We start from the raw sequence: 18814 nt of genomic DNA, 5'->3' as shown, positions 1-18814 counted from the left end.
GTCATTGATGAAAATGCCGCCTAGGAGTCGGGAAGAGATTGAGGAGGAATGGCGGCGGAGAGAGGATAAGGAAATTGGAGGAGGTGGGATTTGAACCCACGGTAGGCACATCCCTGAAACCTACACCGATTTTTAAGGTCGGCACAATAAACCTGGCTCTGACACTCCTCCACGAAAAAGCCCCCGATTGATCGGGGGCTTTTCAATCAGGAATTATAGTCGCCGTGTCATCTACTGAATACACCTTGATAGCTGGAGCAGTGGCCGCGATCGGCGGATTATCACTAAATCTATTTGATCGATATTGGCAGTGGTACAGAAAAAATCGACCACAGCCGCCAGGATCAGTTATTGGTGGGGAAGATGCCTTGAGGAAAGCAGAAAATGAATACAAGAGAAAATTATGGAATTACCGAATTACAAGACTTCTAGAAGTATTATTTCTCGTCGGATTTGTAGCGGGAATTTGGGTCATAGTTCAGCAATAAATACTAAGTATGAAACACCTGTTGAAATTGTTGCGGGAAATCTGGGACGGTTACAGTCGATGGAGAAAAATGCCATTCAATGACCGCGTCCAGAAATACTGCGATGAGAGCCGCGTTTGGTGTCGCCACATCAATTTAGACAACGGAATGTCGATTGTAATTTCGCAGGGAGACCCTCGTGTGAAGGGTATAAAAAAGGGTCTTAGAAAAAGAAGATGGGCACGGCGATTGTTAGGTGCCAGATCTTAGATTTGTGTAGTTTGATGGATAATTCCCTAATTTTCTTAATTCATCATTCCAATGATGATGGAGTCATTGACGATATTTTGCTGCAGACGATGTGCGCTTTGGACGATATTGCTCCCTGTACTCTAACTGTTGATGAGACTAGAGTTTTTGAGAAGATTGTGCAGAGGATACCTTCCGAAATCCTATCGGAGAATTCTGTTAGTTCTGAGAGAGAAATAGAAAGGAGAGGGCGGGATCAAATGGAGTCCGTCGGAGTTGATGCCGAAGAGGAAGTTGATGCTGAAGAATTGGAAATTGAGGACGAAGAAATGAGGGTCGTGAATAATATGTACAAGATTCTCAAGAACAATGAGATTCTTGGTCAGATTCTAAGAACGAAATTCGGGAGCCTCAAACGCAAAAAATTACTGGAAGTCGTTGAAACTGTAGCCGATAGTGGATTGCGCATAGTGCGCCTCATGCTAGGAAGTCAACGTGAAATAAACGATTACGCTGCCTATATTCGTGAACGACATCCCGAGCTCGAAACTGAAGAAATCAAGCACTTCTTGACGACAATATCTTTCCTCTTAACTATGTGGAATGTGGAAAAGATTGTTTGTGCGCTTAACAAGCCTGAAATTTTCCCAATTGTCGAAAACGTTGTTAGAAAAAGGAACACACCAGCATACGATCTTATTGACTATTTTCTTCGACTTGAGACGACACATGACTTGGGCGAAAGAGAAAGGGATCAACTCAAGTCGCTTCTCAGAAAGCACCAGTATTCTTTTTTTAGAAAAGTAATTTCGATTAGGACGCAGGGATACCTTAATACTCATCGAGTTGTTGAACCCATTGAGCAGTCAATTTGTTCATTGCTGAACATTCGATACCGTCCCCGGCTAAAGCGACTGGCGTAAGTGGTTTCAAGGCATGCCGATTCTGTAGGAATGGTCATTCCGCCTAAACTACGGCTAGTATTTGTAGATAGGATGTAACGAGAACAAGACCCCTAATGAAGCAATTGCAGGAGACTTTGGGGGAGCAAGCTAGAGACTGCGAAAAGGATGCATAGCTTCTATGAGTTTTTCGCGGGAGGAGGCATGGTTCGCTCCGGCCTTGGCTCTAAGTGGTCGTGCTTGTTCGCTAATGACATTGACCCAAAGAAAGGGGCCAGTTACATCGAGAATTGGGGTGAAAAAGAACTCCGCGTAGGCGATGTTGCCGACATAGATACCGCCGATCTGCCAGGCAGAGCGGATTTAGCTTGGGCTTCATTTCCTTGCCAGGACCTCTCTCTAGCAGGCAGCGGTGCGGGATTGCGTGGCGAGCGGTCCGGGACTTTTTGGTCTTTCTGGCGGCTTATGAAGACACTCGCCGTTGAAGGGCGTGCCGTTCCCTTAATCGTGATTGAGAACGTTTGCGGCACACTGACTTCAAACGGGGGCAGAGATTTCACCGCATTAATCACTGCGCTCACTCGCCAGGATTATTCCTGTGGGGCGTTGGTGATTGACGCGGTCCATTTCATTCCGCAGTCTCGTCCGCGATTATTTATCATTGCTGTGCACTCTAGTCAGGCGATCGATGAGCACCTTTTTTCAGCTCAGGCTGACGAGAAATGGTGCACCCCAGCGCTACACCGCGCCTACGCGAGGCTGTCTTTGCAGGACAAGAAGCGTTGGATATGGTGGCAGCTAAAGTCTCCCCCTTTGCGCACAGACGGATTCTCAGACTTAGAGGAGTCACCACCTCAGGGGGTTCGTTGGCATACTGCAAAGGAAACTCGCAGACTACTCAGCATGATGAACGAATCCCATTTTGCAAAAGTGGTGGAGGCGAAGCGCGCGGGTAAGCGCGTCATTGGGACTGTCTACAAGCGAACGCGTCCCACAAAGGAAGGCGGCTACAAGCAGAGAGCTGAGATTCGATTCGACAACATCGCAGGATGCCTTCGCACGCCAACCGGGGGATCAAGTCGCCAAACGCTAATGATTGTTGAGGGAGAAAACGTGAAGTCTCGATTGCTTTCTCCCAGGGAGGCGGCACGATTAATGGGTATTTCCGACGATTACGCGCTGCCTAGAAGATACAACGAGGCGTATCATCTAGCGGGGGATGGCGTTGTCGTTCCCGTGGTCCGGCATATCGCTGAGAACATCTTCGAACCGGTTTTGAACGCTGAGATTTTCACCCAAGAGAAGGTGGCCTAACGCATGGAAGAGAAACTTGCGACGCAACTAGAAGGATTCTCCCGTCAAAACAAGTTTCGGGGGAAAGGGCCGCTGTGCGTGGCTTTGGTCGTTACCAACCGAGCTCGCGAATGGGGTTTGCCGCTCGATCCGGAAACACTCGTAACGGCTGGAGGCGGTCAAGTGCTGGGCTTGGGGAAAGGAGCCGTTCAATCCATTTTATCCAAGCATGGAATCACTAGAGTGCTTGCTCAGGAAGGCGGACGTACAAGCCGAGGCAGCATAAAGAGAATGAGGGCGTATGTCGCCTTTCTCAATCGTCTTCACGAAGAGGAAAAGGCGCATCTCGACCAAATTGAACTCTTTTGGATTATGCGCGTTCGGGAGTTTTTCGCCGGCCGGCCATTTTCGATCAAGCTAGATAGCTCCCGCGGGATTCGACATGTGATTCGGGATATTTTGGCGCAGGCAATGAAGCGACAAGGAGAGGCGCAAGGAACTCACTACGCTGGAGCGGTTCTACAGCATTTGGTTGGAGCGAAACTGGATTGCGCTCTCGGAATCGGCTGCATTGATCATAATAGTTTCTCGACCGCAGACGCTCAGAGCGAGCGAGTCGGCGATTTCTCGATTGGCGATGCAGCCATTCACGTCACAACGGCTCCGGGCGAAGCCGTAATACGCCGTTGCGTGGATAACCTCAATGAAGGATACAAGCCCTTGCTGGTTACGGTAGATCGCGGGGCACTTGTCGCGGATGAATTGGCGAATCGCGAAAACGTGGGCGAAAGGATCGACATATTTGAGATCGAGCAATTTGTTGCCTTGAACATACATGAACTTGGCGGATTTCAAACCGAGGGAAGGCGGCTCAAATTGGATGAATTGGTGAAGCGCTATAACGAGATTATTGAGGGAGTGGAAACGGACCCTAGTCTCAAGATCCGAATCCGATGACAAGCACAACTCTTGATCGTAGCGCAATCATGCGCGCCGTGAAGAGCTGCGACACTAAGCCTGAATTGATCGTGCGCCGAATCACTCATAGTCTGGGCTTTCGTTATCGCTTGCATAGGAAGAATCTCCCCGGGAAGCCGGACTTGGTATTCCCATCAAGATCAAAGGTGATCTTCGTGCATGGCTGCTTCTGGCATCAGCACACCTGCCCCCGGGGAGCTCGTTCCCCCAAAACTAACCGAGACTATTGGCTTCCAAAGCTCCAAAAAAACAAAGAACGCGATGCTAGGAATCAAAAGCGGCTTCGGGAAATGGGATGGCAGGTCATCACAATTTGGGAATGTGAACTCGCCGACCGCGATGTACTTGGGAAACGCATAAGGGCATTTCTGGAATGAGCATTCTCGCTGTCAGCGAGAGCGTCTTCAGCGCGATGTGCACCACAGAGCCAAAGTGGCGCGTGCCTTTACTGATGGCCATTGGGCGCTGATGCTAGTCGTCAATTGCAAGAGAATCAGGATAGCTTCAAGGATCTTTCGCACATTTTGTATGGTGGTGGTCCCCGTCTCTTCTTCAGGTTGCCAATTACGCGACTTTCCTGTCCGTTTCAGTGAGCAATCGGACAGATTCAGGTACCGCTGCTCTTTTTCGGTTAACTTTCTCTGGCGGCATGAAGGTCCATGGACAAGATTCTACTTATGCGTGACGCGCCGCATTGATCTTCTTCGGCAAAGAGCCACAGTCCAAGTGTCGATCTCGCCTGGATGGTCGAAGCTAAGACCGCGCAGCACGTCGCGGACGGATCTCAATCACCCGATCCGGCCGGAATAGCCCATTCTCATCGGCTGCACCCATCGGATAACTCGTGGGGTTGCTGACAACCTGCGTATCGCCAACTATCGCCTCGTAGGCGTCATGGACGTGACCGCTGATCCATGCCTGGGCACCGATCTCTCTAACTAGCTCCTCATTGTCATTGACGAAATAGCCGGTCAGCGCGTCGTCCTTGAACCCCGGCGCTACAGCGTGGAGCGTCGGTGGCCAGTGCGTGATGACCACATCGACCCAGCCGGCCTGCTCGCGCAATAGCCGCGTCTGGAGGGCGTGCTCTTCCAAATGCCGTTGCACGGTCCAGCGGCCGGAATCGTCGTACTTCGGGTCGAAGTCATTGAGACTCCCCGCGATCAATCGCAGGGAGCCGGGACCCCGCAGTCTCAACGGGTCCGAATACCACGGTGCGCCCCAAAACCGTACACCGTCAATCGTGACGCCCTCGGCGACCAGGTAATGTAGACTCGGCATGCTCTCGACGATTTGCCGCCAGGCGTAATCCGTCTCGTGGCGTGTGTGCACCGAGTAGTACTCGTGGTTGCCCGGGATCAGGATCACGGGCGAAATGCGCGCTTCGTCTTCGACAAACTGCAGGGCATTAGTGTGGGTGCCGATGTCGCCCGCCAGCACCAGGACATCCCGGTCCGGGACAGGCCGGAACTCCGTAACCGGGTTCGGTTCGTAGTCTGGGCGCATCTCCAGGTGCAGGTCGGAGGCGATCTGGATTTTCATGGCGGCGGGTAGGTTCTGGCCGGGCGCGCCATTGTACGGATTCACCGAATAAATCCAAGCCGAAAATGGCGGGTATTACACACTTTAGTTGGGGCATTGCAAACTGTATTTGTCAATGCCTAAGTAAAAGTCCCAGCTACTGATTACGCATTTCACGCGAAAGTTACCGTTGATTTCACGGGAAAATTACCACTCCGGAGCTGCGCGATGCGGTTGACGGACTGGTTATTCTGCCAATCGCCCACCAAGGCAGGCGGGCAGATGCCGAGGTCGAGGTAATCCAAACGTCGAGTCAGAGCAGTATTGCGTTTGAGTTGGGTGCTGCATCTAAGTGTGCGGCAGGTGGCGCGCAGTTGCGGTCTGGCCCAACCGATGGTGCTGAACCACGTCCGCCGCGCCGAGTCCTGCGGACTGTCGTAGCCGTTGCCGGCGTCATTGGATGCGAGGCGTTGGAGCGGCGTCTGTTTCCGCCGCTGCCTCCGACGACAGCGCCGCGGCCGGAGCCGGACTGGCCGGCAGTTCATCGGTAGCTGAAGCGCCGGAGGGTGCAGCTGCAGTAGTTGTGGGACGAGTACAACGCAGCAAATAGGCGGGGCCATCGGTACACCGCGTTTTGTGTTCGCTACCGGCGCTGGCTTCGGCGGCTGGACGTTGTGATGAGCCTGGTCCTAGTCCCCCATGCCGCGGTGTTACACGAATGACGAACTAACCCGACCGAGACTTCAACCTCCAATCCATCCAATTGCGAAAAACCACTCGCGTTATCCTCTTGTTCTGAGCCTTTGAGCCAACATTCGTAACAGGCAAACCAATCCGGGACAACAATATGAATAAAGCCGGAACTCCCTGGAACACAGACGAAATTGAAATCATTGTTGAAGACTATCTGGACATGCTTCATATGGAGATGCAGGCCCAACACTTCAATAAGACTGAACGCAATGAGATACTTCAGGAGCGGCTCGGTCGCTCAAAAGGATCAATCGAATATAAGCATCAGAACATCAGTGCCGTTATGACACTGCTTGGGCTGCCCTTCGTTTGGGGCTACAAACCGAGATTCAATTATCAGACCCGATTGTGTGAGGTTATTGAAGACAAACTGAAGCACGACAACCTGGCTGACCATTTGGCTGGCCACGTCAACGAGCCAAGCATCCCGGAATTGGGCATCACATTTCAACAACCACCTCCTGAGAGCCCAAATCACCGTATCTCTAGCGGCATCATTCGTCGGATTCTGCGCATTTCCGATCCGGCCACTCGCGATTTTCGGGCGCGTGTATTGGGCGAAGCAGGAGAGAAGTTTCTATATCACGCAGAACGAAGCCGGCTTCAGTCTGGAGGCAGAAACGACCTTGCAGAAAAGGTCCGTTGGGTCTCGAAAGAGGACGGGGATGGAGCAGGATTCGACATCTTGTCCTTCTCAGAATCTGGTGAGGAACGATGGCTGGAAGCCAAGACAACAAACGGCCCACTCACAACGCCATTTTGGATCTCAGAAAACGAATTACGCGTATCCGAAAAGCGCCAGGATGTGTTCCGTCTTGTGCGCATATACGATTTCTCAAGAACACCCTCTGCCTATCAGTTGAAGCCTCCTCTGACCGATCACGTCCATCTCTCGCCCACAAATTACTTTGCCACCCTTCGTTAGGATGCAAGCAGCCTCCCCATTAGGTCTCTTCCGAACCATCACTTTGCCTCCTTCCCGGGAGAAAATCGCGAAGAACGCGCAACATTACTGGCACCAGCAGCAATGCGATCCACCCTATGGTGTCAGTAATCGAGTCGACTCGCCCCAGTGCACGTTCGTGGTTTATTTCTATTCTGTTGACGAGGTCTTGCCGTAGGGCGATGAAATCTGCATTTAGCACCTCGATTTCCCTGCCCAGCAGTTCCAACTTATCCCCGACCCGCAACACGGTCAGTACATCTTCCGGATTCGTAGGATTGAGAATCGCCTTTACGTGCTCTAATTCTTTTCCCACTGAGCCAGCAACATCCTCGACTCTACTTAACCGTGCTACTACCGATTGGGTTTCGAACTCACTGATTGCTTTGAGTGCTTGACGAGTTTCATCGAGATTCGTCTCCGCCAATTCGAGAGATTCTAGTGTGGACTCAATAGACTCTATCCTAATTTCCTGTACGTCGAATCTCTCAGAAAGTTGTACCTGGCGCATCTCCAATCGGTACTCCAAAAAATCCCGTTCGACGCTGTATTCCGAGATGAAGGTAATTGCAACTCCAAGAATCGCTACGATTAGATAAGCGAGCAGAAACCAGCGAAACGCCGGCTTAGCCATCATGCGTCTTAGAGATAAACGCCTATCTGCCATCTGAACTCCCCCAAATGTCTTACCACATCAAACTGAACCGCCCCGGGTATTTCGAAGACTCTTTAGTGTGAGTAAGGTCGCCTTGGCCCACACTGTATCTTGATAATACATCTGTTTTTGCGACTGGCCGCATGTCGGCGAGCAACCCGAACAAGCTTCTAAAATTGAACTAGTCAACCCGCTTCTGTGGCACTAAATCCACCGCCTTGAGATACTTGCGAACCGTCTTGTGGTCCAAGCCCTCGTGCCGAGCGGTCGCCTCTCGTAGCTCGACGGCACTCTGGCGACGGTAGCGCCGCCGGCCACTTCATGGCGGCAGCGCCTACTCCGTTCCAATTGCACCAGAGCCTGCCACTTGGCGTGTTGGCATGCTGTCCTTCTGACGCCTGACCTTAGCGGGACTTACATCTATGGATGGCGAGTACGTCGCGTCGATGGTGTATGGCGATTCAATGCTGGTTACGTTGAACGATTGAACGCTGTCCGCCGTGATTCGGCTGGAATAGCCTTGCCTCCGGAGCCAAAGTCTAGAATATTCACCTGCAACGAGCTCCCTGTCCTTGGCAACCCTGAAAGACGCCCCGGTAACCCGCGCCACGAGGCTGGGGTTTGCAGTCCTTGTCTGCATGTTGCTGACCACCGTATGCGCATCGGCGGAGCCCGTCATCGTCAGGGACTGCGAATCCTGTCCCGAGCTGGTTGTTATTCCGGCGGGCGGCTCTTTCGTCATGGGTGCGGAAGACGCCGAGGGACTGGCCTGGGGCATGCCCGAAGCCCTGTCGGCCAATGAGCGGCCGGTCGCCGCGATCACGATTGCTCACTCCTATGCCATCGGCCGTACTGAAGTCACGCGGGCCCAGTTTGCGGAATTCGTGGAAGAGACGGGCTTTGCGACAATGAAAGGCTGTTCTCACCTCACCGATTGGGGCTGGCAGATGCAGCCGGAGTTCACCTGGCGCGATAACAGCATCGGCAATTCCGACGACCATCCGGCGCCGTGCCTGCGGCGCGCCGAGATACTGGCCTACCTGGACTGGTTGAGCGCCAGGACGGGTCACGCATACCGCCTGCCCAGCGAGGCGGAATGGGAATATGCCGCGCGGGCGAATTCGAAGTTTGCCGCCTTCTGGGGCGAAGACCGGACGCAGGCCTGCGCATTTCAGAACGGCGCCGACCGAATGTTCGCCGTAGTGGCCCCGAGTATTCCTTACAGTCAATTCGCGGACTGCAACGATGGGTATGCTTTCACGGCGCCCGTGGCCAGCTTCGAGCCGAACGCCTTCGGCCTCTACGACGTTGCGGGTAATGTTTCGGAACTGACGGCCGATTGCTATGCGCTGGGTCACGCGGACGCGCCCCGGAATGGAACACCCTACCTCGAGCCCTCCTGCCGAACCTGGGTGATCAAGGGCGGGTCGTGGGCCGGTTTTCCCGGCTTGTTGAGGGTGGCGACCCGCCTGCCCATATTCGCGACAACCGCAGGCTCGGGCTTCGGTTTTCGCGTGGCGCGCGACGTCGACTGAGGGCGCGTCCTATTTGGCAGCGGCCAGTGCGTCTTGCCGATTGAACTCAAGCGCCTCGGAAAGCGTATCCGCAAGACTCCGGCGCAGCTCCTCGCGCGTACGTTCCTGGCAGTTCACGCCAGGAACCTCCTCAATCCAGCCAATCCACCATTCGCCGCTCCTCTTGATCACAGCTGTGTATTCCATCTCAGTTTTCGGTTCCCTCTGCAAGTCCAGGGTTCCAAAGTATATCGACAACTCAGTATCAGCAATTGGGGAGTATTACTTGGCCAGGCGCTTTCAGCGGAAATCACGCCTCCAATAGCAAGGGCCTTCGAATCGCCAGACTGAAGTCACGCGGGCCCAGTTTGCGGAGTTCGTGGAAGAGACGGGCTTTACGACAATGGAAGGCTGTTCTCACCTCACCCGTTGGGGCTGGCAGATGCAGCCGGAGTTCTCCTGGCGCGATAACAGTATCGGAAGTTCCGACGACCATCCGGCGCCGTGCCTGCGGCGCGCCGAGATACTGGCCAGTGACATACCATGGTGCTTGATGCCATCGCCGATCCTCGTTTCATGAGACTTTTCTACTCGCCGTTCCACAGTTTCGTGCACAAGACTTTAGTCGTTGCGCACGAGGCGGGACTTTGGGAGACACTCACCCGAGTGCCCACTTTTCCATTCCGCGACCTCAATGGACGATTCGTCACCGGTCAGTACGACATGAGCGAACTCGCTCCGCTGGGGAAGGTGCCTTGTTTGGCACTGGAGGACGGTACCGTCCTGTACGGTAGTCAAACCATTGTCGAATTTCTCGACGCGCAACGCGTCACGAACAGGCTTTTTCCCCCGGACGGAGCGAAGCGTTGGGATGCGTTGCGTCGCCTTGCGCTCGGCGACACGCTGTTCGAATGCGCTGTGCAACTGAGCATGGAAGCGTGGTTACCGGAAGAAGCACGTCGCCGAACACTGTACGAATGGGTGTGGCCCAAGATCGTAGCGACATTGGACGAAGCCGAACGTTGGGCGGCAACAAACCCGGACTTCGATATCGGTTCGGCTGGCTTGCTGCAAGGTGTCAGTTACCTTGGCGAAGAAGGAAGCACCGAAGACCTCTTGCACCCGAGGTACCGGTGGCGCGACGGACGACCTGCGCTGAGCGATTGGTACGACGTGGTCATCCAACGCCCATCGGTGAAAGCACACTTGAATGTCGATTATGATGGCGATATGTCACCGGAGAACCACCAACGCCATGTCCAGGCCGTAATCGACATAAGAAAAACCGGTAGATGATTGACTTCTATTTCTGGCCAACACCAAATGGGCAAAAGGTGGCGATCATGCTTGAGGAAGTTGGACTCGAGTACACCACAATCCCTGTCAATATCCTTAAGGGTGAGCAGTTCGCAAAGGATTTTCTGACGATTAGCCCCAACAACAAGATTCCAGCGATCGTCGACCACGCCGACGGAACCGGTGGCCCCCATTTCTCGCTTTTCGAATCCGGGGCGATACTGATCTACCTTGCCGACAAGACTGGGCAGCTCTTGCCGTCATCCCCTCGATTGCGCATCGAAGTCCTGCAGTGGTTAATGTTTCAGATGGCGAGCGTTGGGCCCATGTTTGGTCAGTGCGGGCACTTTCTTGGCTATGCGCCTGAGAAGATTCCCTATGCGATAGAACGCTATCAAAACGAAACACTTCGATTGTACAAAGTCATGGATAAACGGCTTGCGGATGTGCCATATGTTGCCGGCGACTACTCTATCGCCGATGTCGCGATCTATCCGTGGGTCCACGTACGCTGGCTGCACGAAATTGACATCACTCAGTTTCCGAATGTAGAGCGCTGGTACAACACCTTGTCTGATCGACCGGCAGTTCAACGCGGATGTGCCCTGCTAAATGAACATGAAGTGATCGGCGACCCGTCCGATGAGACTCGCGAAGCGTTCTTCGGTAAGACACAACTGGAACAGGGACAGTAGAAATGGCCGATATCACACAGGTGATTCTGGAGCAAGGTTCACTATCTGTCCCTGTGACCGTTCCCCCGTAATCCGAGCCGTATCAGATATGGGCCCGCCAGTCAGCTGGCAGATGCAGCCGGAGTTCACCTGGCGCGATAACAGCATCGGCGATTCCGACGACCATCCGGCGCCGTGCCTGCGGCGCGCCGAGATACTGGCCTACCTGGAGGCAACGTTTCGGAACTGACGGCCGATTGCTATGCGCTGGGTCACGCGGACGCGCCCCGGGATGGAACTCCCTACATCGAGCCCTCCTGCCGGACGTGGGTGATCAAGGGCGGCTCCTGGGCCGGCTTTCCCGGCTTGTTGAGGGTGGCGACACGCCTGCCCATATTCGCAACAACGGCCGGCTCGGGCTTCGGCTTCCGCGTAGCGCGCAACGTCGACTGAGGGCGCGCACCGGCAGCCCGGGCGGGACATTGCAGCGTGGGGTCGGACCCACGGGTTCGCCGGGCAGGTTCAGGTAGTCTCGTACTCCGTGGATCGTGTTTTTTGGGTATCGTAAGCTTTGGATAAATCAAAACAGGGGTAAAGGAGAGTCTTGGGTGTTTATTGAGTAGATAGGTATCGCACAAGCACAGTGAGTCTTTGTCAGGAAGAAAAAGTCGTCAGCTTGCCTTCGCGGAAGAAGCTGCGGCGAAGGCAGTTGGTCGAGAAATTGTTTGGGCGGCATGCCCGGGCCTTGTATGTATTCCTGCGCGGCCGGTCGGTCCCGGAGGAGCAGATCAACGACATAACACAGGAGGTTTTCGCCCACCTGATGATCGTGAACGGGCTGGAAGAGAAGATGTCCGATTCGCTGGGAAGCAATCGTTCCTATCTCCTGACCATGGCCAACAACATGCTCGCGAACAGGCACCGCAAGTCGCGGGTGCGCAGGGCGTATTCGGCCGCCCAGCTCGCGGTCGAGCGCGAACGAAGGGACGAGCACTCGCCGGAGAGGATCGTCGAGGCGCAACTGGAGCTTGAAGCCATCAAGGCCGTCATTCTGGGTATGCGCCCGCATTGGAGAGCGGCATTCGTTCTGCACCGCTTTCACAACCTGAACTACGGGGAAATCGCCGTGTACATGGGACTGACGAAGAAGCAGGTCGAGCACTACATCCTGCGGGCGCTTCGAAAGCTCCGGCAAGCGCGACGGACGATTCAGAACTCGGGAGAGCACTGGTGCTGATGAAACTTCACGAGATCATGCGCGGCGGCACCGAGCATGCACTGCTGCACCTGTGGTCCGATGAGTTGTCGAACGCGGAGGCGATGACGATCCAAAGCCGCGTTCGGAACGATCCGAAATACAGGGAAGAGTTCTTCGGTTTGCTCGAGATTCTCGGGACGATGGAGGGACTGACGGCCGACAGCGAGATTCGGGAAATCGTCCCGCAATACCGGCGCCTGATCCAGGGACGCAGTGAGAAAAGGAAGATCCTGTTCGGCATTGCGGCGGCGGTCCTCGTCACGATCGGCGCCGCTTTAACCTGGTTCTCGCCGTGGCGCGGCGGAGACAACAGCCACCTTCGGAAGTACTCCACACGGATCGGCGAGCAGCGCACCGTCGAGTTGGGCGACGGCAGCGTCGTCACGCTCAATACCGCCGGTCAAATGGTCGTGGACTACAACGAACAGGCGCGCCGGATCCTTCTGGAGCGTGGCGAGGCCTATTTCGAGGTCGCGGAAGATGCCAGGCGCCCCTTCACCGTGGACCTGGGCCTGCGTTCCGTCACGGCCATCGGGACGGCGTTCAACATCCGCAAGGACCCGGAACGCTATCAATTGGCGGTGATCGAGGGCGCGGTGACGATCCACAAGGCGACCGAAGACGGCACCGAATCGCCGCCGCCCGTCTCGGTCCGCGGGCTGGGCCCGCGCCGCGTGGAGGCCGGCTGGGTCGCCGAGTTCGATATCGAGCGCGATCGGCTGACGGCCTTTCGGCCCGAGTCCCTGGACCGCTTCGGCGCCTGGCGCGACGGTGTGCTCAGTTTCACCAGCGAACCGCTGTTTCAGGTGGTCCAGGAACTCAACCGCTATTCGCGCAAGAAGATCCTGATCGAAGACGCCTCGATCATGAATTTGCAGGTGTACACGGTCGTTCGCATCCCCGCGAGCGATGCCGCGCTCCAAAGCCTGGAACTCATACTGCCGATCAAGGTTACACAGCACTACGACCGGATCGTGCTTACGGCTTCCCGGGTGGACTCGGACGAGGCGCGCAGCCCGTGATGGACAGGCCATGAAGCAGAGGCCGATCCTGGCGGTGCTGATCCTGGCGGTGCTCGCGTTCATGGCGGCCGCTGCCCGGGCGCAGGCCGACACGGCGCTGACGCTCGACATCAAGCCGCAAAAGGCCGGCAGCGCCCTGCTCCAACTCGCCAGGAAATCGGGCGTTCAGATCATGTTCGCCGAAGGCGTCGGCGCCCAGGTCGACGTGGACGGCCTCAAGGGCGAATACCGCCTCGAGGAAGCCCTGGCGGCCCTGTTGAACGACACGGGCCTGGAATATACATACGCTGCGGAAGAACTGGTGGTCGTTCAGGCGGTGGAGCCGGCAGAAGAACCGGAGCCGGCGGACGAAGCCCCTGCCGAGGATGAGGAGGCGCCGATCGAACTTCCCGTGCAGAGGGTTACCGGTTCGCGGCTGGCGCGGGGCGACCCCAGCGCCAGAGTCTATAGCTATTCCGCGGAAGAACTCGCCCGGCGAGGCGCGTCCACCCTGGAGGAGTTCTTCCGCACGCTGCCCTGGTCGTTCCCTTCCATCAGTACGCAAACGAATACGAGCCGGGGCCTCCTTGCGCAAGACACGGACGTGGCCCTGGGTCAGTTCGGACTGGGCATCTCGACCATCAATCTGCGCGCCATGGGTTCGGACAATACGCTGGTTCTTGTCAATGGCCGCCGTGTCGCCGGAGCGGCGGGCTACCAGGAGGATTTCGTCAACACGCTGACCATACCTCTGGCGGCCATCGAGCGAGTGGACGTTCAGCTGGACGGAGCCTCGGCCGTGTACGGCTCGGACGCTATCGGCGGCGTGGTGAACATCGTTCTCAGGAATGACTACGAGGGCGCCTCGGCCGCCGCCACTGCCCGGCACGAGTTCAGTTCCTCCGGCTCGGATCTGCGCAGGATCAGCCTGAACGGCAACTATGCCTGGGGGACCGGCAACCTGACAGTTACCGCCTCCCGCCGTTCCTCCCAACCGATAGACAACAGGAAGACGGGGTGGGATACGCTGGACTACCGCGACCGGTTCGGACCGGAGTACGACTTGCGCACTACCTCATTCGGCCAGCCGGGCGTGGCATGCGAATTCATCCCGCGATTCCGGTTTCAGTACCTTTCGCCCCGATGCACTAGTCGTGTCCGCTACCAGCTCCCCGCCGGCCACAGTGGTCTCGGCGCCACCGTGGACGACTTCATGACCGAGATAGCGCCCGCTGACGCTGTCCTTCCTTCCAACGGCGAGGATGCCGCCAACACCTCGTTCAGTCTGCGCGTTCGGCAACACGTAACCGACAGTCTTGATGCGTATGCGGACATCCTGCACTCCGATCACGAGTCAATGCAGGAACGAAGAACGGTATTGCAGTACCTGGTACCGACCGGCAACGCCTACAATCCGTTCGACACACCGATGATCGTGTCCTATTGGCCGGCTGCCGAAATCGAGGCCGGCTTGATGCCGCGAGCCCTTTTGGACGCAGAGAGCCGGCAGCGCAACTACACCGTCGGCTTGCTGTGGGCCGTTCGGGGCCAGAAGCTGGACCTGAGCGTCACGCGATCGAAGGCGCGGAGAATCCTGTTGAATAACGCATCGAATCTCGCGCGCTGGGAGAGCGATCCCGGCCATGCGGCGTTCTATGCAGCCCTGGAGAGCTCCGAGCCGGACACAGCGATCAACGTATTCGGCAATGGTACCGCCCAGGGCGATGTCTTTGCCGACTTGTTCGCTCGCGAGCGGGAGGTGCACGGCACGACCATTACCACGAGCTATCAGGCCGTGTTACGGGGGGACCTGGTTCGAATCCGGGGCGGAAACGTGGAATACGCCCTGGGAGGCGAGCTTCGAAAGAACGTGGTTTATTCGCATTGGCAATTCTCCGGGCCGGAAGGTCCGGAGATCCGGGAATCCGCCGAACAGACTCACGGCGTGGAGCGCCCTGCAAAGGACTACCGCGCATACTTTGCCGAGCTTTCCGTTCCGCTGGTGGGCGAGGACAATGCGCGTCCGGGACTCCGCTCGCTGCTGTTGAGCCTTCAGGCGCGCAAGGACACCTATGAATTCGTGGGCTCGCTGGGTCGCGACACTGCAATCGTGCCCAGCCAGGGCCGGATATATGTTCCGGGTGAGGGATGGCAGGACTATCACGGTCGCACAAGAGAGTTTGTCGGTTCGTACAACCTGGGGGAATCCAGACGAGGCTCCACCAGTCCGCGCGTGGGCCTTCGGTTTCAACCGACGGAAAACCTCGTTTTTCGCGCCTCCTGGTCCAGCTCATTTCGCCCGCCCCTGCTGCGGGAGCTGTTCGGGACTTCTGCTCCCCAGGAATTCGGCACCTTCGTCGTCGATCTTCATCATCCGTCGGGCGAGCCAACCTGGCAATACGTGCAGGTGAACAGTTCTCAGTTCAGTCCGCGTCTCGACTCCGAGACCTCCGATAATTACTCGGTGGGCTTTGCCTGGTCGCCGCCGAACCGGCTGGGGTTTCGCTGGACGGCGGACTGGTCCCGCGTCGATTTCGCCAACCGGATCGAAGGCACGCTCGGGCTGCTGTTCGGTGAGCCGGAGGAGCGGGAACTGGCGCTGCAGCATCCGGACGTAGTCCGGCGAGACGCGGAAGGTTACCTGACGGCAGTCAATTGGCACCTCATCAATATCGCCAACAAGGTAAGCGAGACCGTAGATACCGAACTCCACCTTGATTTCGACACGCGTGTGGGCCGCTTCACGCCCAGCCTGCAATACATGCGCGTGCTCGACGAGTCCTACCAGATCAGCGCCGGGTCGCCGCGCATAGTCCGAAAAGGTACCGGGTCCGGCAGCAGCGAATACAGGGTTACGGCGTCGCTGGGCTGGGAGGTCGGGAGGTTCGCCTTGCATACCTACATGCACTACCTGCCCGGCTACGAAAACCACAATACCGGGGGAAGTTGCAAGGAAGTGATCGGGCGCTGCACACGTCCTTACGGCAGTTTGCCCCCGCTGACCGTCAGGTCCCTCACCACGGTTGATCTTTCGGTTACCTATGAATTCGATAACGGTCTGCGATTGCGCGTTGGAGGACGCAACGTGCTCAAGGCGGAAATGCCCACGATCTGGCGGACACTGCCCTATGATCCCACCCGGTGGGACGCGCGCGGCCGGGTGTTGTTCCTCGAATTGACCTGGGAGACTTAGGTAAATTTGCACGCACTGTTGCGGCGCTGCTTTCGAGTGGCCCGCGACGTCGACTGAGCGCACGCACCGGGTCTTGAATTCCACTCGCCGCAAAGCTTGCAATCTCTCCCGCGCGTCCGTCAAATCGTGACAGTTAAGTCTCCTGCCAGACCGGCAGGCCGTCGTCGAGGGCGCTGATTAGGTTTTTTGGTTCGTAGTGCGCATTGCCGGGATTGCGGGCGAAGTGTTTTCCGATGGCTTCGACCGCGCTCGGGTGGGCGCTTTCGCCGGGCACGATGGTGCCGGCGGGGCGAATGTCGCCGCCTTGCTTCGGGCCTATTTCGCGCTGGTAAGGACGCACGCGAAGCGCGCGCAACGCCTGATAGCTCCACGAGAACGAGTCTTCCAGCCTGCAGCGGTCCGCTGCTTCGCACTGCATTCCGGCGATCGAGTCGGTGAATTGCAGACCGTGGCGCGCGGAGCGGCCGGCCAGCCAGTCCAGGGCGATATTCGCCAGTCCGCAATCGCGGTAACCGCCGCCGATATTGGAATGCACGCCGGCGAACCAGACCTGCTCGATGGTCTGACCCTCGGCGGGAGCGCCGGTCCACAAGTCCGGCTGGAACGGCCTGCGGCGCTCGTCGACCGCCAGCGCGTGGTACGCGTGCTCCACGTTTTCGCCCAGCTGCGTGTTGTGAAAGGACACCTTCTTGCGCGTCAGTCGCCCGAGAATCGGCGTTGGGGCGCCCAGCGCGCCGACCGTGTCCCACACGCCGATGAACTTGATCGGAACCGGGCGCCGGGAAGGCTCGCCCGCTTTTGCCAGCCGTTCTTGGACCATTGCGCCGTCGCGTTTGCCCGGTTGCAGGCGGTAGAGCGCATACGCTTCCGGCAACAGCCTCAGGTTCTCCTTACTCAGCAGCCCCGCCACGCCGATAAATCCCGCCAGGGAACGCACGGTATAGGCGCCCCGGCTGAACCCGAACAGGAACAGCTCGTCGCCTTCGCGCCAGTTGTTCGCAATGAAGCGATAAGCCTGCTGGATGTTATCCGACAGCCCGCCGCCCAACCCGCCGCCGACGTACTTGTCGAGCGGGCCCTGCGTGCCTACGCCGGTGTCGTAATAGACCACCTGCGGGACCTGCTCTCGGTCAACAGGCGCCAGACCCCGCACGATCTTCAGAACGTTGGTCGGCTCGGTCTCGTCAGCCGGATTGTCATGAACTTCCTGGTCCGGCTCGTTCCAGGTCCCATCGCAGCAGATCACCAGCCGCTTTCCGCCTCTTTCCACTTGCCCCACCCCTCTGCTTCATCCCAAAACAGCGCGCAAGCATACGGAAGTACAAAACTTATCGCCAGCTTGTTATTTTCGTAATTTCACTCCATTAGCGCAGGCAGGTACTTCTTCACATAGATTTAGTTCACAGGAACGGGCTCAATTCGAATCGTGGTCCTGGTGCGTTTATCCAGCGCGCCAAGCATGCGCATCAGCCGGTCGAGTGTGAAGCGGCTAAGATCGGCATTGCGCAAGCGAGAGAAATCCGCTGCAGCGAATCCAGTAAGGCTGGCAGCGCCTCGCACAGTCAATTCACGCTCGTCCAGGACCGCAATTACCCGAGCGGCAATAACCGCCTTGGCCTGCTTCAGATCCGCATGGGGATCTCCGAAATCGCGAAAGATATTCCCGCTTCCTCGCACCAGTTCAATATCTCTTTCACTCATTTTCGTAACTCCAATCTCAAGTGGCCCAGCCGAGCCCGAAGAAGTTCGACCTCCAACCTTGGTGTCCTAACGCCTTTCTTGGATTTCTTCTTGAAAGCATGTAGCACCCAAAGTTCCTCCTTGAATTCCGTGGTGTAAACCGCGCGATATGTATCGGTTCGATAGCGAACGGCAACCTGCATTACTCTCGGTCCAAGACCCGTGAGCGGCTTGGCGATATCCGCCTTACTACCTTCTGCTGCAATTGTCAGGGCTGAATTAATTCGATCCTGCACGACCGGTGGAAATGCTGCGAGTGCTTTCCTTGCCGCCCTGACCCATCCGATAGGTCGCGTGTTTTCCGTCACGGTGCGATGTTGTCAGATATGACAACGGCTGTCAATCACTTTGGTCATGTCCTTATGTCTCCAGCGTGC

General features: G+C 56.7%; 18 protein-coding genes and 1 tRNA gene. 12 read left to right on the top strand and 7 right to left on the bottom strand.

The annotated features are described in order from the left end of the window. Positions 1-75: 75 nt before the first annotated feature. Positions 76-171 (bottom strand) — tRNA-Leu (locus F4Y72_12080). Positions 172-703: 532 nt separating this feature from the next. Here F4Y72_12080 and F4Y72_12075 point away from each other — a divergent pair. From F4Y72_12075 to vsr, 4 genes are all read left to right on the top strand, one after another. Next, positions 704-1639, top strand: a complete 936-nt coding sequence (locus F4Y72_12075) for a hypothetical protein (protein ID MXZ29024.1) — start codon at positions 704-706, stop codon at positions 1637-1639. A gap of 147 nt (positions 1640-1786) precedes the next feature. Beyond that, the gene (locus tag F4Y72_12070) at positions 1787-2932 is read left to right on the top strand and encodes a DNA cytosine methyltransferase (protein ID MXZ29023.1); all 1146 of its coding nucleotides are present in this window, start codon (positions 1787-1789) and stop codon (positions 2930-2932) included. 3 nt (positions 2933-2935) lie between these two features. Next, a complete protein-coding gene (locus tag F4Y72_12065) occupies positions 2936-3868 on the top strand; it encodes a DUF4928 domain-containing protein (GenBank protein ID MXZ29022.1) in 933 nt (310 codons plus the stop codon). Then, positions 3865-4266 carry a DNA mismatch endonuclease Vsr gene (vsr, locus tag F4Y72_12060; protein MXZ29021.1) on the top strand — a complete coding sequence of 134 codons (402 nt, stop codon included), beginning with the start codon at positions 3865-3867 and terminating at the stop codon, positions 4264-4266. Before F4Y72_12065 ends, vsr begins: the two co-directional genes overlap by 4 nt. A 376-nt stretch (positions 4267-4642) precedes the next feature. Here vsr and F4Y72_12055 read toward each other — a convergent pair whose 3' ends face one another. Then, positions 4643-5431, bottom strand: coding sequence for a hypothetical protein (locus F4Y72_12055; GenBank protein ID MXZ29020.1), 789 nt, complete (start codon positions 5429-5431; stop codon positions 4643-4645). Positions 5432-6257: 826 nt separating this feature from the next. On the opposite strand from F4Y72_12055, the gene F4Y72_12050 reads away from it, so the two are divergent. Then, complete coding sequence (locus F4Y72_12050; protein ID MXZ29019.1) at positions 6258-7088, top strand: DUF3883 domain-containing protein; 831 nt, start codon at positions 6258-6260, stop codon at positions 7086-7088. A 19-nt stretch (positions 7089-7107) separates the two neighbouring features. Here F4Y72_12050 and F4Y72_12045 read toward each other — a convergent pair whose 3' ends face one another. Then, on the bottom strand, positions 7108-7773 hold the full coding sequence (locus tag F4Y72_12045) for a hypothetical protein (GenBank protein MXZ29018.1): 666 nt from the start codon (positions 7771-7773) through the stop codon (positions 7108-7110). A gap of 560 nt (positions 7774-8333) precedes the next feature. Between F4Y72_12045 and F4Y72_12040 the strand changes: the two genes are divergently transcribed. Beyond that, positions 8334-9296 carry a formylglycine-generating enzyme family protein gene (locus F4Y72_12040; protein ID MXZ29017.1) on the top strand — a complete coding sequence of 321 codons (963 nt, stop codon included), beginning with the start codon at positions 8334-8336 and terminating at the stop codon, positions 9294-9296. A 9-nt stretch (positions 9297-9305) separates the two neighbouring features. Here F4Y72_12040 and F4Y72_12035 read toward each other — a convergent pair whose 3' ends face one another. Next, complete coding sequence (locus F4Y72_12035; GenBank protein ID MXZ29016.1) at positions 9306-9482, bottom strand: type II toxin-antitoxin system HicB family antitoxin; 177 nt, start codon at positions 9480-9482, stop codon at positions 9306-9308. Between the two features lie 336 nt (positions 9483-9818). Between F4Y72_12035 and F4Y72_12030 the strand changes: the two genes are divergently transcribed. The 6 genes from F4Y72_12030 (at position 9819) to F4Y72_12005 (ending at position 16697) form a co-directional block, all read left to right on the top strand. Next, the gene (locus tag F4Y72_12030; GenBank protein MXZ29015.1) at positions 9819-10571 is read left to right on the top strand and encodes a glutathione S-transferase family protein; all 753 of its coding nucleotides are present in this window, start codon (positions 9819-9821) and stop codon (positions 10569-10571) included. Further along, entirely contained in the window at positions 10568-11266 is a 699-nt protein-coding gene (locus tag F4Y72_12025; protein ID MXZ29014.1) for a hypothetical protein, read from the top strand. Before F4Y72_12030 ends, F4Y72_12025 begins: the two co-directional genes overlap by 4 nt. 174 nt (positions 11267-11440) lie before the next feature. Continuing rightward, positions 11441-11698 carry an SUMF1/EgtB/PvdO family nonheme iron enzyme gene (locus F4Y72_12020; GenBank protein ID MXZ29013.1) on the top strand — a complete coding sequence of 86 codons (258 nt, stop codon included), beginning with the start codon at positions 11441-11443 and terminating at the stop codon, positions 11696-11698. Between the two features lie 190 nt (positions 11699-11888). Continuing rightward, positions 11889-12482: a sigma-70 family RNA polymerase sigma factor gene (locus F4Y72_12015; protein MXZ29012.1), complete on the top strand. Its 594-nt coding sequence runs from the start codon at positions 11889-11891 to the stop codon at positions 12480-12482. Next, on the top strand, positions 12476-13525 hold the full coding sequence (locus tag F4Y72_12010) for a hypothetical protein (protein MXZ29011.1): 1050 nt from the start codon (positions 12476-12478) through the stop codon (positions 13523-13525). The genes F4Y72_12015 and F4Y72_12010 overlap by 7 nt, the downstream gene beginning before the upstream one ends. A gap of 10 nt (positions 13526-13535) precedes the next feature. Continuing rightward, complete coding sequence (locus tag F4Y72_12005) at positions 13536-16697, top strand: TonB-dependent receptor (protein ID MXZ29010.1); 3162 nt, start codon at positions 13536-13538, stop codon at positions 16695-16697. 133 nt (positions 16698-16830) lie between these two features. Here F4Y72_12005 and F4Y72_12000 read toward each other — a convergent pair whose 3' ends face one another. The 3 genes from F4Y72_12000 to F4Y72_11990 form a co-directional block, all read right to left on the bottom strand. Further along, positions 16831-17976 (bottom strand): DUF2235 domain-containing protein, encoded by a 1146-nt coding sequence (locus F4Y72_12000; protein ID MXZ29009.1) that lies wholly within the window; start codon positions 17974-17976, stop codon positions 16831-16833. Positions 17977-18092: 116 nt separating this feature from the next. After that, positions 18093-18398 carry an XRE family transcriptional regulator gene (locus F4Y72_11995; protein MXZ29008.1) on the bottom strand — a complete coding sequence of 102 codons (306 nt, stop codon included), beginning with the start codon at positions 18396-18398 and terminating at the stop codon, positions 18093-18095. Next, the gene (locus tag F4Y72_11990) at positions 18395-18745 is read right to left on the bottom strand and encodes a type II toxin-antitoxin system RelE/ParE family toxin (GenBank protein ID MXZ29007.1); all 351 of its coding nucleotides are present in this window, start codon (positions 18743-18745) and stop codon (positions 18395-18397) included. The genes F4Y72_11995 and F4Y72_11990 overlap by 4 nt, the downstream gene beginning before the upstream one ends. Positions 18746-18814: the final 69 nt, after the last annotated feature.

Source organism: Gammaproteobacteria bacterium (genome assembly GCA_009838035.1).
GTDB lineage: Bacteria > Pseudomonadota > Gammaproteobacteria > Steroidobacterales > Foliamicaceae > Foliamicus.
Note: the sequence above shows the minus strand (reverse complement) of the source record. Positions and strands in the feature narration are given on the sequence as shown.

Bases quoted from the DNA above. Each gene is read 5' to 3' on its own strand.
- F4Y72_12075 (MXZ29024.1), top strand. From the start codon at position 704: ATGGGCACGGCGATTGTTAGGTGCCAGATCTTAGATTTGTGTAGTTTG.
- F4Y72_12070 (MXZ29023.1), top strand. From the start codon at position 1,787: ATGCATAGCTTCTATGAGTTTTTCGCGGGAGGAGGCATGGTTCGCTCC.
- F4Y72_12065 (MXZ29022.1), top strand. From the start codon at position 2,936: ATGGAAGAGAAACTTGCGACGCAACTAGAAGGATTCTCCCGTCAAAAC.
- vsr (MXZ29021.1), top strand. From the start codon at position 3,865: ATGACAAGCACAACTCTTGATCGTAGCGCAATCATGCGCGCCGTGAAG.
- F4Y72_12055 (MXZ29020.1), bottom strand. From the start codon at position 5,431: ATGAAAATCCAGATCGCCTCCGACCTGCACCTGGAGATGCGCCCAGAC.
- F4Y72_12050 (MXZ29019.1), top strand. From the start codon at position 6,258: ATGAATAAAGCCGGAACTCCCTGGAACACAGACGAAATTGAAATCATT.
- F4Y72_12045 (MXZ29018.1), bottom strand. From the start codon at position 7,773: ATGGCAGATAGGCGTTTATCTCTAAGACGCATGATGGCTAAGCCGGCG.
- F4Y72_12035 (MXZ29016.1), bottom strand. From the start codon at position 9,482: ATGGAATACACAGCTGTGATCAAGAGGAGCGGCGAATGGTGGATTGGC.
- F4Y72_12030 (MXZ29015.1), top strand. From the start codon at position 9,819: ATGGTGCTTGATGCCATCGCCGATCCTCGTTTCATGAGACTTTTCTAC.
- F4Y72_12025 (MXZ29014.1), top strand. From the start codon at position 10,568: ATGATTGACTTCTATTTCTGGCCAACACCAAATGGGCAAAAGGTGGCG.
- F4Y72_12005 (MXZ29010.1), top strand. From the start codon at position 13,536: ATGAAGCAGAGGCCGATCCTGGCGGTGCTGATCCTGGCGGTGCTCGCG.
- F4Y72_11995 (MXZ29008.1), bottom strand. From the start codon at position 18,398: ATGAGTGAAAGAGATATTGAACTGGTGCGAGGAAGCGGGAATATCTTT.